This window comes from Sphingomonas insulae (genome assembly GCF_010450875.1).
Classification (GTDB): Bacteria; Pseudomonadota; Alphaproteobacteria; order Sphingomonadales; family Sphingomonadaceae; genus Sphingomonas; species Sphingomonas insulae.
The window spans coordinates 875,067-891,134 of record NZ_CP048422.1; the positions used below are offsets into that span (position 1 = coordinate 875,067).

13 protein-coding genes and 1 pseudogene are annotated in these 16,068 nt (G+C 69.2%); 8 read left to right on the forward strand and 6 right to left on the reverse strand.

Going from position 1 to position 16,068, the window contains the following annotated elements:
- Positions 1-27: 27 nt before the first annotated feature.
- Positions 28-957, reverse strand: coding sequence for a DUF808 domain-containing protein (locus GTH33_RS05790; protein WP_163959636.1), 930 nt, complete (start codon positions 955-957; stop codon positions 28-30).
- A gap of 115 nt (positions 958-1,072) precedes the next feature.
- On the reverse strand, positions 1,073-2,428 hold the full coding sequence (locus tag GTH33_RS05795; RefSeq protein ID WP_163957561.1) for a methyl-accepting chemotaxis protein: 1,356 nt from the start codon (positions 2,426-2,428) through the stop codon (positions 1,073-1,075).
- A 130-nt stretch (positions 2,429-2,558) separates the two neighbouring features.
- Here GTH33_RS05795 and GTH33_RS05800 point away from each other — a divergent pair, with 130 nt between their 5' ends.
- From GTH33_RS05800 to GTH33_RS05810, 3 genes and pseudogenes are all read left to right on the forward strand, one after another.
- Entirely contained in the window at positions 2,559-4,619 is a 2,061-nt protein-coding gene (locus GTH33_RS05800; protein ID WP_163957562.1) for a S9 family peptidase, read from the forward strand.
- A 4-nt stretch (positions 4,620-4,623) separates the two neighbouring features.
- Positions 4,624-5,189, forward strand: a pseudogene (locus GTH33_RS05805) (DedA family protein).
- A complete protein-coding gene (locus GTH33_RS05810) occupies positions 5,186-5,581 on the forward strand; it encodes an acyl-CoA thioesterase (protein ID WP_208404119.1) in 396 nt (131 codons plus the stop codon). The pseudogene GTH33_RS05805 and the gene GTH33_RS05810 overlap by 4 nt, the downstream one beginning before the upstream one ends.
- Positions 5,582-5,683: 102 nt before the next feature.
- Here GTH33_RS05810 and GTH33_RS05815 read toward each other — a convergent pair whose 3' ends face one another.
- Complete coding sequence (locus GTH33_RS05815; protein WP_249055006.1) at positions 5,684-6,607, reverse strand: L-threonylcarbamoyladenylate synthase; 924 nt, start codon at positions 6,605-6,607, stop codon at positions 5,684-5,686.
- A 36-nt stretch (positions 6,608-6,643) separates the two neighbouring features.
- Here GTH33_RS05815 and GTH33_RS05820 point away from each other — a divergent pair, with 36 nt between their 5' ends.
- Entirely contained in the window at positions 6,644-8,362 is a 1,719-nt protein-coding gene (locus GTH33_RS05820) for an acyl-CoA dehydrogenase family protein (protein ID WP_163957566.1), read from the forward strand.
- Positions 8,363-8,645: 283 nt separating this feature from the next.
- Positions 8,646-9,476, forward strand: a complete 831-nt coding sequence (locus GTH33_RS05825; RefSeq protein ID WP_163957568.1) for an arylamine N-acetyltransferase family protein — start codon at positions 8,646-8,648, stop codon at positions 9,474-9,476.
- 227 nt (positions 9,477-9,703) lie between these two features.
- Here GTH33_RS05825 and GTH33_RS05830 read toward each other — a convergent pair whose 3' ends face one another.
- Positions 9,704-10,060, reverse strand: a complete 357-nt coding sequence (locus GTH33_RS05830) for a GntR family transcriptional regulator (protein ID WP_163957570.1) — start codon at positions 10,058-10,060, stop codon at positions 9,704-9,706.
- A gap of 60 nt (positions 10,061-10,120) precedes the next feature.
- Positions 10,121-10,690, reverse strand: a complete 570-nt coding sequence (locus GTH33_RS05835; protein WP_163957572.1) for a nitroreductase family protein — start codon at positions 10,688-10,690, stop codon at positions 10,121-10,123.
- A gap of 140 nt (positions 10,691-10,830) precedes the next feature.
- On the opposite strand from GTH33_RS05835, the gene GTH33_RS05840 reads away from it, so the two are divergent.
- Positions 10,831-12,645 carry a peptide MFS transporter gene (locus tag GTH33_RS05840; RefSeq protein WP_163957574.1) on the forward strand — a complete coding sequence of 605 codons (1,815 nt, stop codon included), beginning with the start codon at positions 10,831-10,833 and terminating at the stop codon, positions 12,643-12,645.
- Positions 12,646-12,734: 89 nt separating this feature from the next.
- Here the strand turns inward: GTH33_RS05840 and GTH33_RS05845 are convergent, their stop codons facing one another.
- Entirely contained in the window at positions 12,735-13,991 is a 1,257-nt protein-coding gene (locus GTH33_RS05845) for a dicarboxylate/amino acid:cation symporter (protein ID WP_163959641.1), read from the reverse strand.
- A 59-nt stretch (positions 13,992-14,050) separates the two neighbouring features.
- On the opposite strand from GTH33_RS05845, the gene glmM reads away from it, so the two are divergent.
- Entirely contained in the window at positions 14,051-15,391 is a 1,341-nt protein-coding gene (glmM, locus tag GTH33_RS05850; protein WP_163957576.1) for a phosphoglucosamine mutase, read from the forward strand.
- Positions 15,391-15,615, forward strand: a complete 225-nt coding sequence (locus GTH33_RS05855) for a DUF1272 domain-containing protein (RefSeq protein WP_163957578.1) — start codon at positions 15,391-15,393, stop codon at positions 15,613-15,615. The genes glmM and GTH33_RS05855 overlap by 1 nt, the downstream gene beginning before the upstream one ends.
- The last annotated feature ends 453 nt before the right edge of the window (positions 15,616-16,068 follow it).

Consider the following 16,068-nt stretch of genomic DNA (forward strand, 5'->3'; position numbering starts at 1 on the left):
GCGCCCGTTGGCGGACGGGAACAGCCGTCAATGCTTCCTTGGCAGCAGGTGGAGCGCCCCGGCGATGATGCCGCCGACGATCAGGCCGACGATGCCCGATCCGATCGCGGTGACGATCCAGCTCACCACGCCCGGCAACGCGCCGACGGCATGCGCGGCGCCCTCCGCCGCGGCGTGGATCGCATGCGGCAGGCCGGCGAGGCCGAACGCCTCCATCCCGTGGACGATGATGCCGCCGCCGACCCAGACCATCGCCGCGGTGCCGATCAGCGACAGCGCCGTCAGCACCCGCGGCATCGCGGCGACCAGGCCGCGGCCGAACGCCTGCGCTCCCGCGCCGGGCTTCCGGGCGAGGTGCAGGCCGATGTCGTCCATCTTCACGATCAGCGCGACGACGCCATAGACGCCGGCGGTGATCGCGATGCCGACGATCGCCAGCGCGATGGCCTGGTTGACCAACGTCTGATCGCCCAGCTCGCCGAGCGCGATCGCCATGATCTCGCCCGACAGGATCAGGTCGGTGCGGATCGCGCCCGACACCTGGCGATCCTCCAGTTCCGCGGCATCGGCGACGGCGGCGGCGTCCTGCCCGTGGCCGTGGCCGGTGATCGCGCCGATGATCTTTTCGGCCGCCTCGAAACACAGGAATGCGCCGCCCAGCATCAGGATCGGCGTGATCGCCCATGGCGCCAGCGCACTCAGCAGCAGCGCGGCGGGCAGCAGGAACAGCAGCTTGTTGCGCAACGACCCGCGCGCGATCTTCCAGATGATCGGCAGTTCGCGCGCCGGGCTGAGCCCGACGACATAGGTTGGCGTGACCGCGGTGTCGTCGATCACCACGCCAGCCGCCTTGGCCCCGGCCTTGCCCGCCGCGCCGGCGACATCGTCGAGGCTGGCGGCGGCAAGCTTCGCCATCGCCGCGATATCGTCGAGCAATGCTACCAGTCCGCCTGCCATGTCGTGTCCCCGCTGTTCGATCCGCCCCGCGTTCGCACCCGCCATGCCGGGCGTACCCATGCGGCGCAACCGGCGAAGGTGTTTCCGCACTGTTGCCGGACGACCGTCCGGCGGATCAGCCCCGCACGGAGGTGACGAATGCGCCGACGGAGCCGTGCAGCGCCTGCAACTGGTCGTCGACCTCGCCGAATGCGCTGCCGAAGGCGGCGATATCCTGCGCGACGTCGTCGGCGAAGCGGGTGAGGCCGGCCAGCGCCTCGTCCATCCCGGCGGCGGCGGCCGTCGTCCGTTCGGTGGCGCGGGCGATCACCTCCAGCCGGACGAGCTCGCGCTGGATCGTGGCGTAACCGGCCTGCGAGGATCGTTCGACCTCGCCGACATTGTCGCGGATCGCATCGCCGGCGTCGGTCGCCGCGGCGACCATGGCGAGGATGCCGGCAAGTTCGCGGGCGATGACGTCGTTGGCCGATGCGGTCTGGCGGGCGAGGTGCTTCACCTCCTGCGCGACCACCGCGAAACCGCGGCCGGCATCGCCGGCGCGCGCCGCCTCGATCGTCGCGTTGAGTGCCAGCAGGTTGGTCCGCCCGGCGACGTCGTGGATCAGCGCGACGACCGGCTCGATCGAACGGGTGTGGCCGGACAGCCGCGCGAACAGGTCGACGGCGGTGCCGACCTGCGTCGCCGATCGCGTGGCGATGGCCGAGGCGCGCTCGAAGTCGGCGCGGCTGCGCTCCATCGCCTGGCGCAACGACTGCGCGGTGCCGGTCGCATCCTGCATGATCGCGACCGACTGGCCGACCGCGGCGGCGGCGGCGGCATTCTCGACGAGCATGCGGTCGATCTTGGTGCCGAGTGCGCCGGCCTGCGCCCGTACCACGCTGCTGCGGGCGCCGACCTCGGCGATCACCGCGGTAAAGCGCTCCTGCAGCGCGCGCGCCTGTGCCTCCAGCTGGGCGGCCGCCTCGGCGGAGGCGCGGCGGCGCAGACCGGTGGCGACCAGTTCGCCTTCCATCACGCTCAGCCGCACCATCGCCGTCGCCAGCCGGGCGTGGCGCGCCGGATCGGGGCAGCACCGCGCGAGCGCCTCCATCATCGCGATATTGGATGCGCCGAGCAGCCCGAGCAGTTCATAGGGTTCGACGCCATAATCGGTATAGGCCGCGAAGCGCTCGACCGTCGCCTCGATCCAGCGCGCGTTCTTGGTCGCGCACATGAAGCGGCCTTGGGCGGCATGGATGCGGACGACGTCGTCGGGGCCGCCGACCAGCGCGGCAAACGCACGGGCGAGGGCGGGGGGCGATGCCGCCAGGTGGCGCCACACCGCGGGCAGCACGTGCGGGATATAGTCCGCGCCGACGTCCGCCCAAAAATCGCGCAGATCGGCCTCGAACGTCGCATCCACGCCATAGGCGCGGATTCGCTCGTCGTGCGAGCCGGCAGGGTCCGCTGCCCCGGAAAGCGCCAATCCCATGAATGGATCGTCCAGGTGGATGATGGCCCGGTCTACCGCGGACCGCGACAAGGATCGGTTAACGGCCCGGCAGGTGCGCCGCCGCACGTGCAGGCGTCGACAAGCCGGCGATGGACGTTATGGCGGTCGCATGACCGACATGACACCGCCCGTCGCTGATCGCCGTCCGCACAGCTTCACCGCCCATGGCGTGACGATCGAAGACCCCTATGCCTGGCTGAAGGACCCGAACTACCCCGAGGTCGGGGACCCGGACGTGCTGGCCTATCTGAAGGCGGAAAACGCGTATTTCGAGGGTGTTATGGCGCCGCACCAGCCGCTGGTCGACCGCCTGTACGAAGAGATGAAGGCGCGGATCAAGGAAGACGAATCGTCCGTGCCCCAGAAGGATGGCGACTGGCTGTACTGGACCGCGTACGAAACCGGCGGCCAGTATCGCAAATGGTGGCGCCGTCCCGTCGCCGGGGGCGACGACCAGTTGCTGCTCGACGAGCCGGCGCTGGCGGAGGGCAAGGAATATTTCCGGCTCGGCGCGTTCGCGGTCAGCAACGATGCGACGCTGCTCGCCTATGCGATCGACGACAGCGGTGCGGAGCGGTTCGAGGTGCGGGTGAAGAACCTCGACACCGGCGAACACCTGCCGGACGTCATTCCGGGCATGCTGTCCGAAATCGTGTGGACCGCCGACGACAGCGGCTTTCTCTACGGCCTCGCCAACGACCAGTGGCGGACCGACAATGCGCGCTTCCATCGGCTCGGGACACCGGTCGAGGACGATGTCGAGCTGTTTCACGAGGATGACGAGGGCTATCGCGTCGCGGTCGCCGAAACCAGCGACCGGCAGTGGATCGTCATCGGCACCGGCGACCACGTCACCAGCGAAATCCGCCTGCTGCCCGCCGACGATCCCTTCGCGACGCCGATCCTGGTCGCGCCCCGGCAGGAGGGGCGCGAATATGACGTCGACGCCCACGACGGCACGCTCTTCATCCACACCAACGATACCGATCCGATGTGGCGGCTGTGCACCGCCACCATCGACGCGCCCGGCGACTGGCGCGAACTGATCCCCGCCGACCCGCATTTCTACATGACCGGCGTCGAATGCTATCGCGACTTCTTCGTCGTCGAAGGCCGCCTGGACGGTTTGGACCAGATCGCGATCCACCGCTACGACGCGCCGACCGTGCCGCAGCGCATCACCTTTCCGGAAGCGAGCTACGCCGCGGGCCTGGGCGACAATCCCGAATATGCGGTCGACACGCTGCGCCTTGGTTACGAATCGATGGTCACCCCCGGCACCGTCTACGACTACGACGTCGCGACCGGCGACCTGACCGTGCTGAAGGTGCAGGAAATTCCCGCCGGCTACGATGCGGCCGGCTATGCCACCGAACGGCTGAAGATCACGGTGCGCGACGGGACGCAGGTGCCGGTGTCGATCGTCTATCCCGCCGGCTTCCGGCGCGACGGATCGCAGCCGTTGTTTCTCTATGCCTACGGCGCCTATGGCTATGCGATCCCGCCGGGCTTCTCGACCGGGCGTCTGTCGCTGCTCGACCGCGGCTTCGCGTATGCCATCGCGCATATCCGCGGCGGCGACGACCTCGGCCAGCAATGGTATCACGACGGCAAGCTCGACAAGCGCACCAACACGTTCAACGATTTCGTCGACGTCGCGCAGGGGCTGATCGCGGCCGGCTGGACCAGCGCCGGCCGCATCGCCACCGCCGGCCGGTCGGCGGGCGGCGAACTGATGGGCGCGATCGTCAATTCGCATCCCGAATTGTGGGGCGCGGTGATCGCCGACGTGCCGTTCGTCGACGTGCTCAACACGATGCTCGACGCCGATCTGCCGCTGACGCCGGGCGAATGGCCCGAATGGGGCAACCCGATCGAGGACCGGGCGGCGTTCGATCTCATCCGCTCGTACAGCCCGTACGACAACGTGCGGGCGCAGGATTATCCGCCGATGTTCATCTCGGGCGGGCTCAACGATCCGCGCGTCACCTATTGGGAACCGGCGAAATGGGCGGCGAAGCTGCGCGAGCTCAAGACCGACGACAACATCCTGCTGCTCAAGACCAACATGGGCGCGGGCCATGGCGGCAAGTCGGGCCGCTTCGAATCCCTGCGCGAAGCGGCAGAGGAGCACGCCTTCGTCCTGTGGCAGCTGGGCGTCGCAGCGTGATCGCATGACGATCGAGGCACTGATCGGCGACTATGGCCTCGCCGCGGTCTTCCTGGGGCGGGTATCGAGGGCGAGACGATGGTGCTCGCCGGCGGCCTCTTCGCGCATGAGGGGATGCTGTCGCTGCCCGGTGCGGCGATCGCCGCGGCGGCGGGGTCGTTCGTCGCCGACCAGTGCTTCTTCGCGGCGGGACGGCGGTTCCGCGATCATCGCTGGGTCCGCCGCGCGCAGGCGAAGCCCGCCTTCGCCAGGGCGCTCGACACGCTGGAACGCTATCCGGTCGGCTTCATCTTCGCCTTCCGCTTCCTCTACGGCCTGCGCACCGTCAGCCCGATCGCGATCGGGACCAGCCACGTGCCGACCCGCACCTTCCTGTGGATCAACGCCGTCGCAGCGATGCTGTGGGGGGCGCTGTTCACCGGGCTGGGCTATGTGTTCGGTACCGGCATCGCCGAACTGCTCGGCCGGTACCGGCCGCATGGCCGGCAATGGCTGTGGGTGGCCGGCGCGGCGGTGCTGCTCGGCTTCGCCTTCGGCGCGATCCGCTGGTGGCGCAGGAGGGACGGATGAGCGGCCGCTTCACGCTGGCCATTACCGCGACGCCGGGCGACATCGACGAACTCGGCCACGTCAACAATGCGGTCTGGGTGCGCTGGATCCAGGACATCGCCGTCGCACACTGGCAGGCGGTCGTCCCGGCGGAGCAGGTCGACACGCTGGTCTGGGTCGTGACCCGGCATGAGATCGACTATCGCGGCAACGTCGCGGCGGGCGAGACGGTGACCGGCGAGACCTGGGTGCCGGAACCGCCCAAGGGCGCGCGGTTCGACCGGCACGTGCGCTTCACCGGTGCGGATGGCAGGGTGAGGGTGGAAGCGGTCACCACCTGGGCGCTGATCGAGCGGGCGACCGGGCGGCTGTTGCGCGTCCGGCCGGAGATCGCGGCGCCCTTCCTGGATTAAGCGCCGTCCTCACCTTGTCCGGCGCTACGCGCCGCTCTCCCTCTCTCATGGGGAGAGGGAAAGACGCCGAAGGCGGCGAAGGATGAGGGCAGGCGCGATACCTCAGCGATGCGCGGCGCGCGCCAGCCGATCGTTGATCGCCACCCCCAGCCCCTCGTCCGGCACCGGCGCCACCGCGATTCCCGCGGCATCGCTCGCATCGGCGCGGTGCAGCGCATCGAACAGCCGCGCCGCCGCCTCGCGCAGGTCGCCGCTGGCCGACAGCGTGTCGTCGCCGGCGATCGGACCGAAGCCGATCAGCCATTCGCCCGCCGCCGCCGTCGTCGCGCCAAGCCGCAACGGCTTGCGCGGCGCATAATGCGTCGCCAGCTGCCCCGGCGCGGTGATCGCCGCATCGTCCACGCGCGGCACGAACGCAAACGGCAGGTCCGCCGCGACGATCGGCCCCGGCCGCAGGATCGTCCGCCCCGCGACGATGGTCGATTCCAGTCCCGCCTCGGTCGCCCCGTCGTCCAGGATCAGCGGCACGCGCGCACCCAGGCTCGCCGCGACATGCGCCGCGCGCGTCGGGCTGATGCCGTTGCTGGCATTCGCCGACGGCGCCGCCAGCGGGCGCCCGCACGCCGCCAGCAACGCCTGCATCGCGCGGTGCCGCGGCACCCGGATCGCCACCGTCGCCAGCCCCGCGGTTACCAGCGATGCGATCGGCGCATCCGCGCGCAGCGGCAGCACCAACGTCAGCGGTCCCGGCCAGAACATCGTCGCCAGCGCCCTCGCATCGTCGTCGAACACCGCCAGCGCCTCCGCCGCGGCCAGATCGGCGACATGCACGATCAGCGGGTTGAAGCTCGGCCGCCCCTTGGCGGCATAGATGCCCGCCACCGCCGCCGCATCGCCGGCGTCGGCGGCCAGGCCATAGACCGTCTCGGTCGGCACCGCGACGCATTCGCCGCGACCGATTCGCTGCGCCGCTTCGGCGATCGCGGCCATGCCGTAACGTAAGATGCGCGGGTTTGGATCGGCCATCCGGAACGGCTATATCGCGGACGATCCTGGGAGAGAATGATGTCCTTTACCGCCGCCGTCGCCGACCAGCGTTTCGTGCTGGAGCATGTCGTCCGCATCGACGAACTCGCCGGCACGACCCGCTTCGCCGCGGCCAGCCCGGACGTGGTCGACGCCGTGCTGGCGGGGGTCGGCGAATTCGCCGCCGGCGAATGGGCGCCGCTCAACCGCGAGGGCGATACCGTCGGCGCGAAATGGTCGCCCGACGGCGTCCACATGCCGGCAAGCTTCATCAAGGCGTACAAGGACTATGTCGAGGGCGGCTGGGGCACGATCGGCGTAGCCGAGGATTTCGGTGGGCAGGGCCTGCCCTTCGCGATCCAGACCGCGGTGCTCGACACGCTGGGCAGCGCCAACATGGGCTTCGCGCTCTGCCCGACGCTGACCGTCGGCGCGATCGAGGCGCTGATCCACCACGGCACCCCCGAACAGCAGGCGCTCTACCTGCCGCATCTCGCCACCGGGGCGTGGACCGGCACGATGAATCTCACCGAACCGCAGGCGGGCAGCGACGTCGGTGCATTGCGCGCCACCGCCAAACCGCTGGGCGACGGCAAGTGGAGCATCAAGGGCACCAAGATCTACATCTCGTTCGGCGACCACGACATGGCCGACAACATCGTCCATCTCGTCCTCGCGCGTACGCCCGATGCGCCGGCGGGCACGCGCGGGATCAGCCTGTTCCTCGTCCCCAAATTCCGCCTGAACGACGACGGCACGCCCGGCGCCTTCAACGACGTCCGCGTCGTGTCGATCGAACACAAGATGGGGCTGCACGCCTCGCCGACCTGTGTGCTGAGCTTCGGCGATCACGACGATTGCGTCGGCGAACTGATCGGCGCCGAACATGGCGGCATGCGTGCGATGTTCACGATGATGAACAACGCGCGCCTGAACGTCGGTCTGCAGGGCGTGCAGATTGCCGAGGGCGCGACGCAAAAGGCGGTCGGCTATGCGCTGGAACGCGTCCAGTCGGCGCGCGCCGGCTCGGCCGACAAGGCACCGGTGCGCATCGTCGACCATCCCGACGTCCGCCGCATGCTGCTGCGCATGAAGGCGCAGACGCAGGCGGCACGCGCGCTCGTCTATTACGCCGCCGGACAGGTCGATCGCGCCGGCCTCGGCGATGGCGCCGCGAAGAACCGGCTGGAGGTGGTGACGCCGCTCGCCAAGGCGCACGGCACCGACATCGGCAACGAGGTCGCGAGCCTCGGCGTGCAGGTCCATGGCGGCATGGGCTACGTCGAGGAAACCGGCGCGGCGCAATATTTCCGCGATGCCCGCATCACCCCGATCTACGAAGGCACCAACGGCATCCAGGCCGCCGACCTCGTCGGGCGCAAGCTGGCCCTCGACAATGGCGGCGCCTTCGCTGCGCTGGTCGCCGACATGCGTGTTGAGGCGCAGCATCCCGACCTCGTCGCGCTGATCGATACCATCGACGCCATCGCCCACCGCCTCGCCACCGCCGATGCCGACGACAAGCTGGCGGCAAGCTATCCGTTCCTGACGATGACCTCGGTCGCGGTCTGCGGCTGGCTGATGGAGCGCGAGGGCCGCCACGCGACCGGCGACGAGGACTTTGCGGTGGTGAAGCGCGCGGCGGTCCGCTTCTACCTCGACCAGATCGTGCCGGAGGCGATGGGTCTGAAGGCGGCGGCGTCGGCCAGCGCCGACGTCCTCTACGCGGTGCCGGCGGAGGCATTCGCCGCCTGATCCCTCTCCGGAACGGAGCGGCATGGCCGAATGATGGAGGGGGCAGCGGCGGCCGCAACGCGGCTAGACTGCCCCTCCGTCATCACGTCCCGCCGGTGCGCCACTTCTTGGCACCGGCAGGACTGCGGCTTCGCCACGGACAGAGGGTCTGCGCAAAACGCCACGCATGCGTCGTCATCCCGGCGAACGTCCTCACGGCAAGCGGCACGGTTCCACCCCGATGACGGCTGGACCAACCGCGAACCCCTTGCATTCGCCACCCAACCTCGCGCACTCGGCATGCATGTTCGACCTCGACGCCTATCTCGTCCGCATCGGCCTGCCCGCCCGCGTCACCTCCGATTCCGAAGGCCTCGGCCGGCTTCAGCGCGAACATCGCCTGTCGATCCCGTTCGAAAATCTCGACGTCCGCCTCGGCCGCGGCATCGCGATCGACAGCGACAGCGTCTTCGCCAAGCTCGTCACCGCCAAGCGCGGCGGCTATTGCTTCGAACAGAACCGCCTGTTCATGGACGCGCTCGCCGCGCTCGGTTTCCAGGTTCGCCCGCTGCTCGCCCGCGTCCGGCTCGGCGCGACGGAGACGCCGCCGCTCACCCACACGCTTAGCCTCGTCACCATCGACGGGCGGGAATGGATCGCCGATGCCGGTTTCGGCGGGAGCTATGCACCGGTCATGGCGCTCGTCGACGGCTGGCAGGCGGAGGCGTCGGACGGCGCCGCGTTCCGGCTCGATCGCGACGCCGACCACGGGTGGCTGCTCAGCCGCCGCGGCGATCCCGGATCGACCGACGGGCGCCGCGCGGGCGACGGCGGGGCGGATGGCTGGCAACCGCAATACAGCTTTCACACGACCGAGGTGTTCGACGCCGATCTGGCGCTGTCCAACCACTGGACCTCGACCGCGCCGGCAAGCCGCTTCACGCAGGTGACGATCGCAAGTATCGTCCTGCCCCACGGCCTCGCGGCGCTCACCGATCGCCATTACCACCGCCGCGCCGGCGACAACACGACCCGCGCCGACATCACCGACCCGCGCGTCTATCGCATGCGCATGTCGTTGATGTTCGGCATCGACCTGACACCCGAGGATGTCGCCGCTTTAGGCCTGTTCTGAGGGGGATGTTCACGCGGAGGCGCGGAGGCGCGGAGGTGTTGCGCCGCAGGCTGTGCTCACCTCTGCGGCACCACGGCATGATGTGACGGACCGCGCTCGCGGCTAACGCAACACCTCCGCGCCTCCGCGTGAAAACCTTCTGCCATTTGCCCAAGATGTGCACGTTGCCGGCACCGTGAGCAGGGCGGACGCGCAACCGCTGCGTTCCCCGCCTCCTCATCAAAAAGTCAGGCCCGCTCGTGCTCCAGCAGGTCGGCGGCGTCGAGTCCCAGCAGGTCGATATACCCCAGGATGCGCGGCCATTGCGTCTCGACGAAGTTCGCCCGCTCCGCCGCGCGCAGCTTGTCCGACGCGCCCGGCAGCACGAACATGCCGACGCCGCGGCGCACCTCGACATAGCCGTCGTCCTGAAAGCTCTGATACGCCTTGGCGACGGTCAGCGGGTTGGCGCCATGTTCGGCCGCGAACGCCCGGACCGAGGGCAGCTGGTCGCCCGCCCGGTAATCGCCGCGCAGGATGCCCGCCGCGATCGTGCCCCGCAGCCGGATGTAGACCGGGCTATCCTCGTTGCTCAGCGCTGTCATGCTGGCTTAATACAGCAATGGGCGAAAAGGTCCACTCGTAACCCGCTGTTCGCTATCCCTTCATGGCCAATGCGAGACGATCCGTGCCATGTCCGGGCGGGGCCGCTCGTCGAGCGGCCGGCCCGGCGTGCCGATGAAGACGAAGCCCGCGATGCGTTCGTGGGCGGCGCCGAACGCATCGCGCACCACCGGCGAAAACGTCGGCCAGCCGGTCAGCCAGCCGCCCGCGAACCCCATCGCATGCGCCGCGTGGAGCAGGTTCATCGTCGCCGCGCCCGCCGACAGCTCCTGCTCCCACAGCGGGATGTGGCTGGCGGGGCTGGGCGAGGACAGCACGACCACCAGCGCCGGCGCCTGCCGGGCGAACTGGTCGAGCGAATCGAGCTCCGCCCGGGCCGCCTGCGGCCGTTCGGCGCGATAGGCATCGACGATCAGCCGTGACAGCGCCGTCCGATCGTCGACGACCACGAACCGCCACGGCGCCAGCTTGCCATGGTCGGGGGTGCGAGCGGCGATGCCGATCATCGCGTCGATCTGCTCGGGCGAGGGGCCCGGACCGACCAGGTCGCGCGGCTTGCCGGATCGGCGGGTGGCGAGCAACGCGAGCGGTGTGGAGGTGTCGTTGAACATGGGCTCGCACATAGCGGGCGGCGGCGATGTTTACAGCCGTGGCTTTGTCGTTACTCTTGATACCAGATGGTCGGGGAGCCGCGACGCGCTCCAGCGCATCAGAGCCAGAGTATCAGACAGAGTATCAGGGAGCGTAATGCATGGTGGACACCCCGACGGCGGACAACCGCGCCGAACCGGATATCAGTCACGTCAATCCGGCGGACGAAAAGACCTGGTTCGGCCATCCGCGCCAGCTCGCGCGGCTGTTCACCACCGAAATGTGGGAACGCTTCGGCTATTACGGCATGCGGGCGCTGCTCACGCTCTATCTGACGCAGCATTTCCTGTTCGGCGACCGGGCCGCCACCGGCCTGTACGGCGGCTACACCGCGCTGGTGTATCTGACCCCGCTGGTCGGCGGATATCTCGCCGACCAGTATCTCGGCTCGAAGCGCGCGGTGAAGTTCGGCGCGATCCTGATGGCATTGGGCTATTTCACGCTCTGCTTCGGCGGCGAGGCGGCCAAGCCCTATGCGACGATCGACGGCCAGCGTTATGAGGTATCGGTCGAACGCGCCAACGGCGTCGAAACCCGCTACATCGTCGATGGCGCGGCCAAGCTGGCGATCAAGGGCAACGACGACGGCACCGTGGCGCTGCTCGGTGCCGACGGCCAGCCGGCACGGACCATCGCCAAGGGCGGCTTCGCCTCCGACGGCGCGCGCAGCCCGTTCTACACCACGCTGATGCTGATCGCGCTGTGCATGGTCTCGGTCGGCAACGGCTTCTTCAAGCCCAACATCTCGACCATGGTCGGCGAATTGTACGCGCAGGGCGACCGGCGCCGGGACAGCGGCTTCACCATCTTCTACATGGGCCTCAACCTCGGCTCGCTGTTGTCGCAATTCCTCTGCCCGTTGCTCGCGGTCGGCATTCCGGGCGTGTGGGATGGCCTGGGCTGGTGGGCGGGCTTCGGCCTCGCCGCGGTCGGCATGCTGCTGTCGTGGGTGCTGGTGCAGTTCGACGGCGGTCGCCTCAACGGCTATGGCGAACAGCCCGCGGGACAGCCGGCGAACCGCACGTTGGGGATCTATGCGGCGGCGCTGATCGGCATTCCCCTGTTCTACCTGCTGTTCGTCAATCTGATGAACAGCGCGGAATCGACCGCGGGTGCGGGATCGATGGTCGCCTATGTGCTGGCGCTGCCGCTGATGGGCAAATTGCTGTTCGGCACCTTCATCATCGCCGTCCCCGGTATCCTCATCTGGAGCTTCGTGTCGGGCAGCCGCACCGAATTCCAGATGATGCTGGCGGCGATGGTGCTCATCACCTTCAACGTCGTGTTCTGGACGCTGTTCGAACAGGCGGGGTCCAGCCTGACGCTGTTCGCCGACCGCAACACCGACCTCCACGTCTTCGGCTATCCGATCTCGGCCGGGCAGACGCAGACGTTCAACGCGCTGTTCATCGTGCTGTTCGCCCCGATCATGGCGGCGATGTGGACGAAGCTGGCGGCAGCGGGCCGCGAACCATCGATCCCGGTCAAGTTCGGCCTCGCGCTGATGGGCGTCGGCGCGGGCTTCCTGTTCCTCGTCTGGGGCAGCAGCTTCGTCGGGCCGGACTTCAAGGTCGGCATCTGGTGGCTCGCCGGCCTCTACCTGATCCACTCGCTGGCCGAACTGTGCATCTCGCCGGTCGGGCTGTCGATGATCACCAAGCTGTCGATCGCGCGCATCGTCGGTCTGATGATGGGCGTGTGGTTCCTCTCGATCTCGGTCGCGCAATATTTCGCCGGCATGATCGCGCAGGTCGCCAGCGTCGAAACCGTCGGCGGACAGGTGACCAACCTCAAGGTCAGCCTGGACACCTACAACGGCGTGTTCACGCTGATCGCCGAATGGGCGATCGGCCTCGGCATCGTCCTGCTGCTGCTGTCCTGGCCGCTCAAGAAGTGGATGCACGGCGTGAAGTGACCCCGGCGGAGGGGGCGGTCCCGGGCGCAAGCTCCGGCCCGACCGCCCCTCCGCATCAACGCCCCGGCCAGCTCGTGGCCAGCCCCCGGTCAGCCCCCGCCGCCGCGCCCGTCGGCGCCGCGGCCCTCCGTCCGCCGCCCCACCACGCTCGTCACCGCCACGTCCATCGTCACGTTGCCGACCGTGCGGAACAGGTCCGGCACCGTCTCCACCGCGACCAGCAGGCCCAGCGCCTCGATCGGCACGCCCATCGCGAACGCCACCGGCGCGACGCTGGCGAAGAAGCTGATCGTACCCGGCAGCGACACCGATCCCATCGTCGTGATCGCCGCCGTCGCGACGCCCGCGGCCAGCTGGCCCGGCCCGATGGCCACCCCCAGCCAGTGCGCGACGTACAGCGCCACGGCCAGGTTCATCGCCGGGCTGGTCGCGCGGAATATCGCCACCGCCACCGGCAGCACGATCCCCGCCGTCGCCGGCGCCACGCCGATCTCCGCCGACCCCTTCAGCATCGCCGGCAGCGAGGCGAGCGAGGATTGCGTGCTGATCGCCACCGCCTGTGCGGGCGCCACCGCCCGGGCGAAGGCGACGAACGGCACGCCCCCGCCGAACCGCGCCACCAGATAGCCTGCCAGCAGCACGACGAAGCCGATCGACGACACCAGCACGATGTAATGCACCAGCGCGCCGAACGCCGCCGCCCCGGTCCGCGCGCCGACGCCATAGGCCAGAGCGAAGATGCCGACCGGCGCGAGGCGCAGCACCCAGCCGATGATGACCAGCATCGCATCGGTAATGCTCTGGAACAGGTCGGTCAGCCGCCGCCGCGAATCCGTCTCCAGCCGCGTGATGGCGAAGGCGAAGGCGAGCGTGAACACCGTCAGCGGCAGGAACGCATCGCCCGCCGCCGCCGCGACGACGTTGGTCGGCACGATCGTGTTGAAGAAATCCGCCAGCGTCGGCACCTTGCCCATCGTCGGCGCCCCCGTCAGCGCGGCGCGCAGCGCCTGCGACCAGGCATCGGGCAGCGGCCACAGGTCGAGCAGGATCGGCATCATCGCCGCCGACATCAGCGTCGTGCCCCACAGCACCACGACGAACAGCACCACCGCGCGGCCGGCGATCCGCCCCGCCTTCGCCGCCTCGGCGGTGGCGGCGATGCCGGTGACCAGCAGGCCGACGATCAGCGGCACGATCACCATCTGCAACGCGTGCAGCCACGCCTCGCCGATCGGCTGGGTGACGCCGGTCGCCCGCATCGCCCACGTCTTGTCCAGCGTCACCGCCAGCATGCCGATGCCGATGCCGAGGACCAGCGCGAGAAGGATACGGGTGGCTTGCGACATCATCGTCCTTGGCGCATCGGGGAACGGAACGGACGGCATAGCGGAACGGAACGCACGCGATGGCAAGGAAATACTTCGGCACCGACGGCATCCGCGGGGCGACCAACGCCGGCGCGATGACCGCGGCGATGGCGATGAAGGTCGGCATGGCCGCCGGCGCCTATTTCCAGCGCGGCGACCACAAGCATCGCGTCCTGATCGGCAAGGACACGCGGCTGTCGGGCTATATGCTCGAATCGGCACTGGTCGCCGGTTTCACCAGCGTCGGCATGGACGTCATCATGGTCGGTCCGCTGCCCACCCCGGCGGTGGCGATGCTGACCCAGTCGATGCGGGCCGACATCGGCGTCATGATCTCCGCCAGCCACAATCCCTTCGCCGACAACGGCATCAAGCTGTTCGGGCCGGATGGCTACAAGCTGTCCGACGAGGCGGAGATGACGATCGAGCAGCTGATCGACAGCGACGTGCCGCTGTCGCCGTCGGCACAGATCGGCCGCGCCCGCCGGATCGAGGATGCGCAGGGCCGCTACATCCACTTCGCCAAGGCGACGTTCCCGGACAATCTGCGCCTCGATGGCCTGCGCGTCGTCATCGATTGCGCCAACGGTGCCGCCTATAAGGTCGCACCGTCGGCGCTGTGGGAATTGGGCGCCGACGTGGTCTCGATCGGGGTGAACCCCAACGGCACCAACATCAACCGCGACGTCGGCTCGACCGCGCCGCAGACGCTGTCGGAAACCGTCGTCGCGGCCGGCGCGGACATCGGCATCGCGCTGGACGGCGATGCCGACCGGCTCATCATCGTCGATGAAAAGGGCCAGGTGGTCGACGGCGACCAGCTGATGGCGACGATCGCCGCCAGCTGGGCGCGCGCCGGCCGGCTGGCGGGCGGCGGACTGGTCGCGACGGTCATGTCCAACCTCGGCCTCGAACGCCACCTGTCGGCGCAGGGGCTGGGCCTCGTCCGCACCGCGGTCGGCGACCGCTACGTGCTCGAAAAGATGCGCGGGTCGGGCTATAACGTCGGCGGCGAACAGTCCGGCCACATCATCCTGTCGGACTATGGCACCACCGGCGACGGGCTGGTCGCGGCGTTGCAGGTGCTCGCCGAACTGAAGCGCGCCGGCGCCCCCGCCAGCGAGGTGCTGCACCGCTTCGAACCGCTGCCGCAATTGCTCAAGAACGTGCGCTTCGCCGGCGGCAAGCCGCTGGAACACGAATCGGTCCGATCGGTCATCGCCGCTGCCGAGGCGGATCTCGCCGGCACCGGCCGCCTCGTCATCCGCCCGTCCGGCACCGAACCGGTGATCCGCGTGATGGCGGAGGGCGACGATGCCCGCCAGGTCGAAACCTGGGTCGATCGCATCTGCGACGCCGTCCGCCAGGCCGCCGCCTGATGCTGGACATGCGCCCCGATTGCGAACGCTGCGGCGCCGACCTGCCGGCCGACGCGCCGGGCGCGTTCATCTGCTCGCAGGAATGCACCTTCTGCACCGAATGCGCCGATGAGCTGGACGAACGCTGCCCCAATTGCGCCGGCGAACTGATGGACCGCCCGACCCGCGTCGGCCGCGTCCTGAAAGCGCACCCGGCCTCGACGGACCGCCGCTTCCAGGGCTGACGATGCGCCCCGGCGGACGGGATCGCAGGCTGGGCACGCCCAGCCGCGAAGCCGCCAAGCCACGAAGCGGTCACCGCACCTCCCGATCCGTCATTCCGGCGAATGCCGGAACCCACGGTATCGGTGCCGACCGTTGGCGCCCCCCCTTCCACCACGGTCGCGCCTCCATGGCTGCCGACGTACACAAGGATGACGGGCGGGGCGAACATAGCCCTCCCGGAAGATCCCCACCAAAGCAGGAAGATATGTTCACGCGGAGGCGCGGAGGCGCGGAGGGGTTGCGCCCGCGGCAGCACGATCGCCTCTCGCAACGGCACGGCCCGCGAAACCGAGAATATCGAGAGCTGCCGCAACCCGATGCGCGACCTCCTCCGCGCCTCCGCGCCTCCGCGTGAACATATCTTCTCTCGCACGCACACAGTGGCACGCAAGGACCGCCACGAGCACAACGCC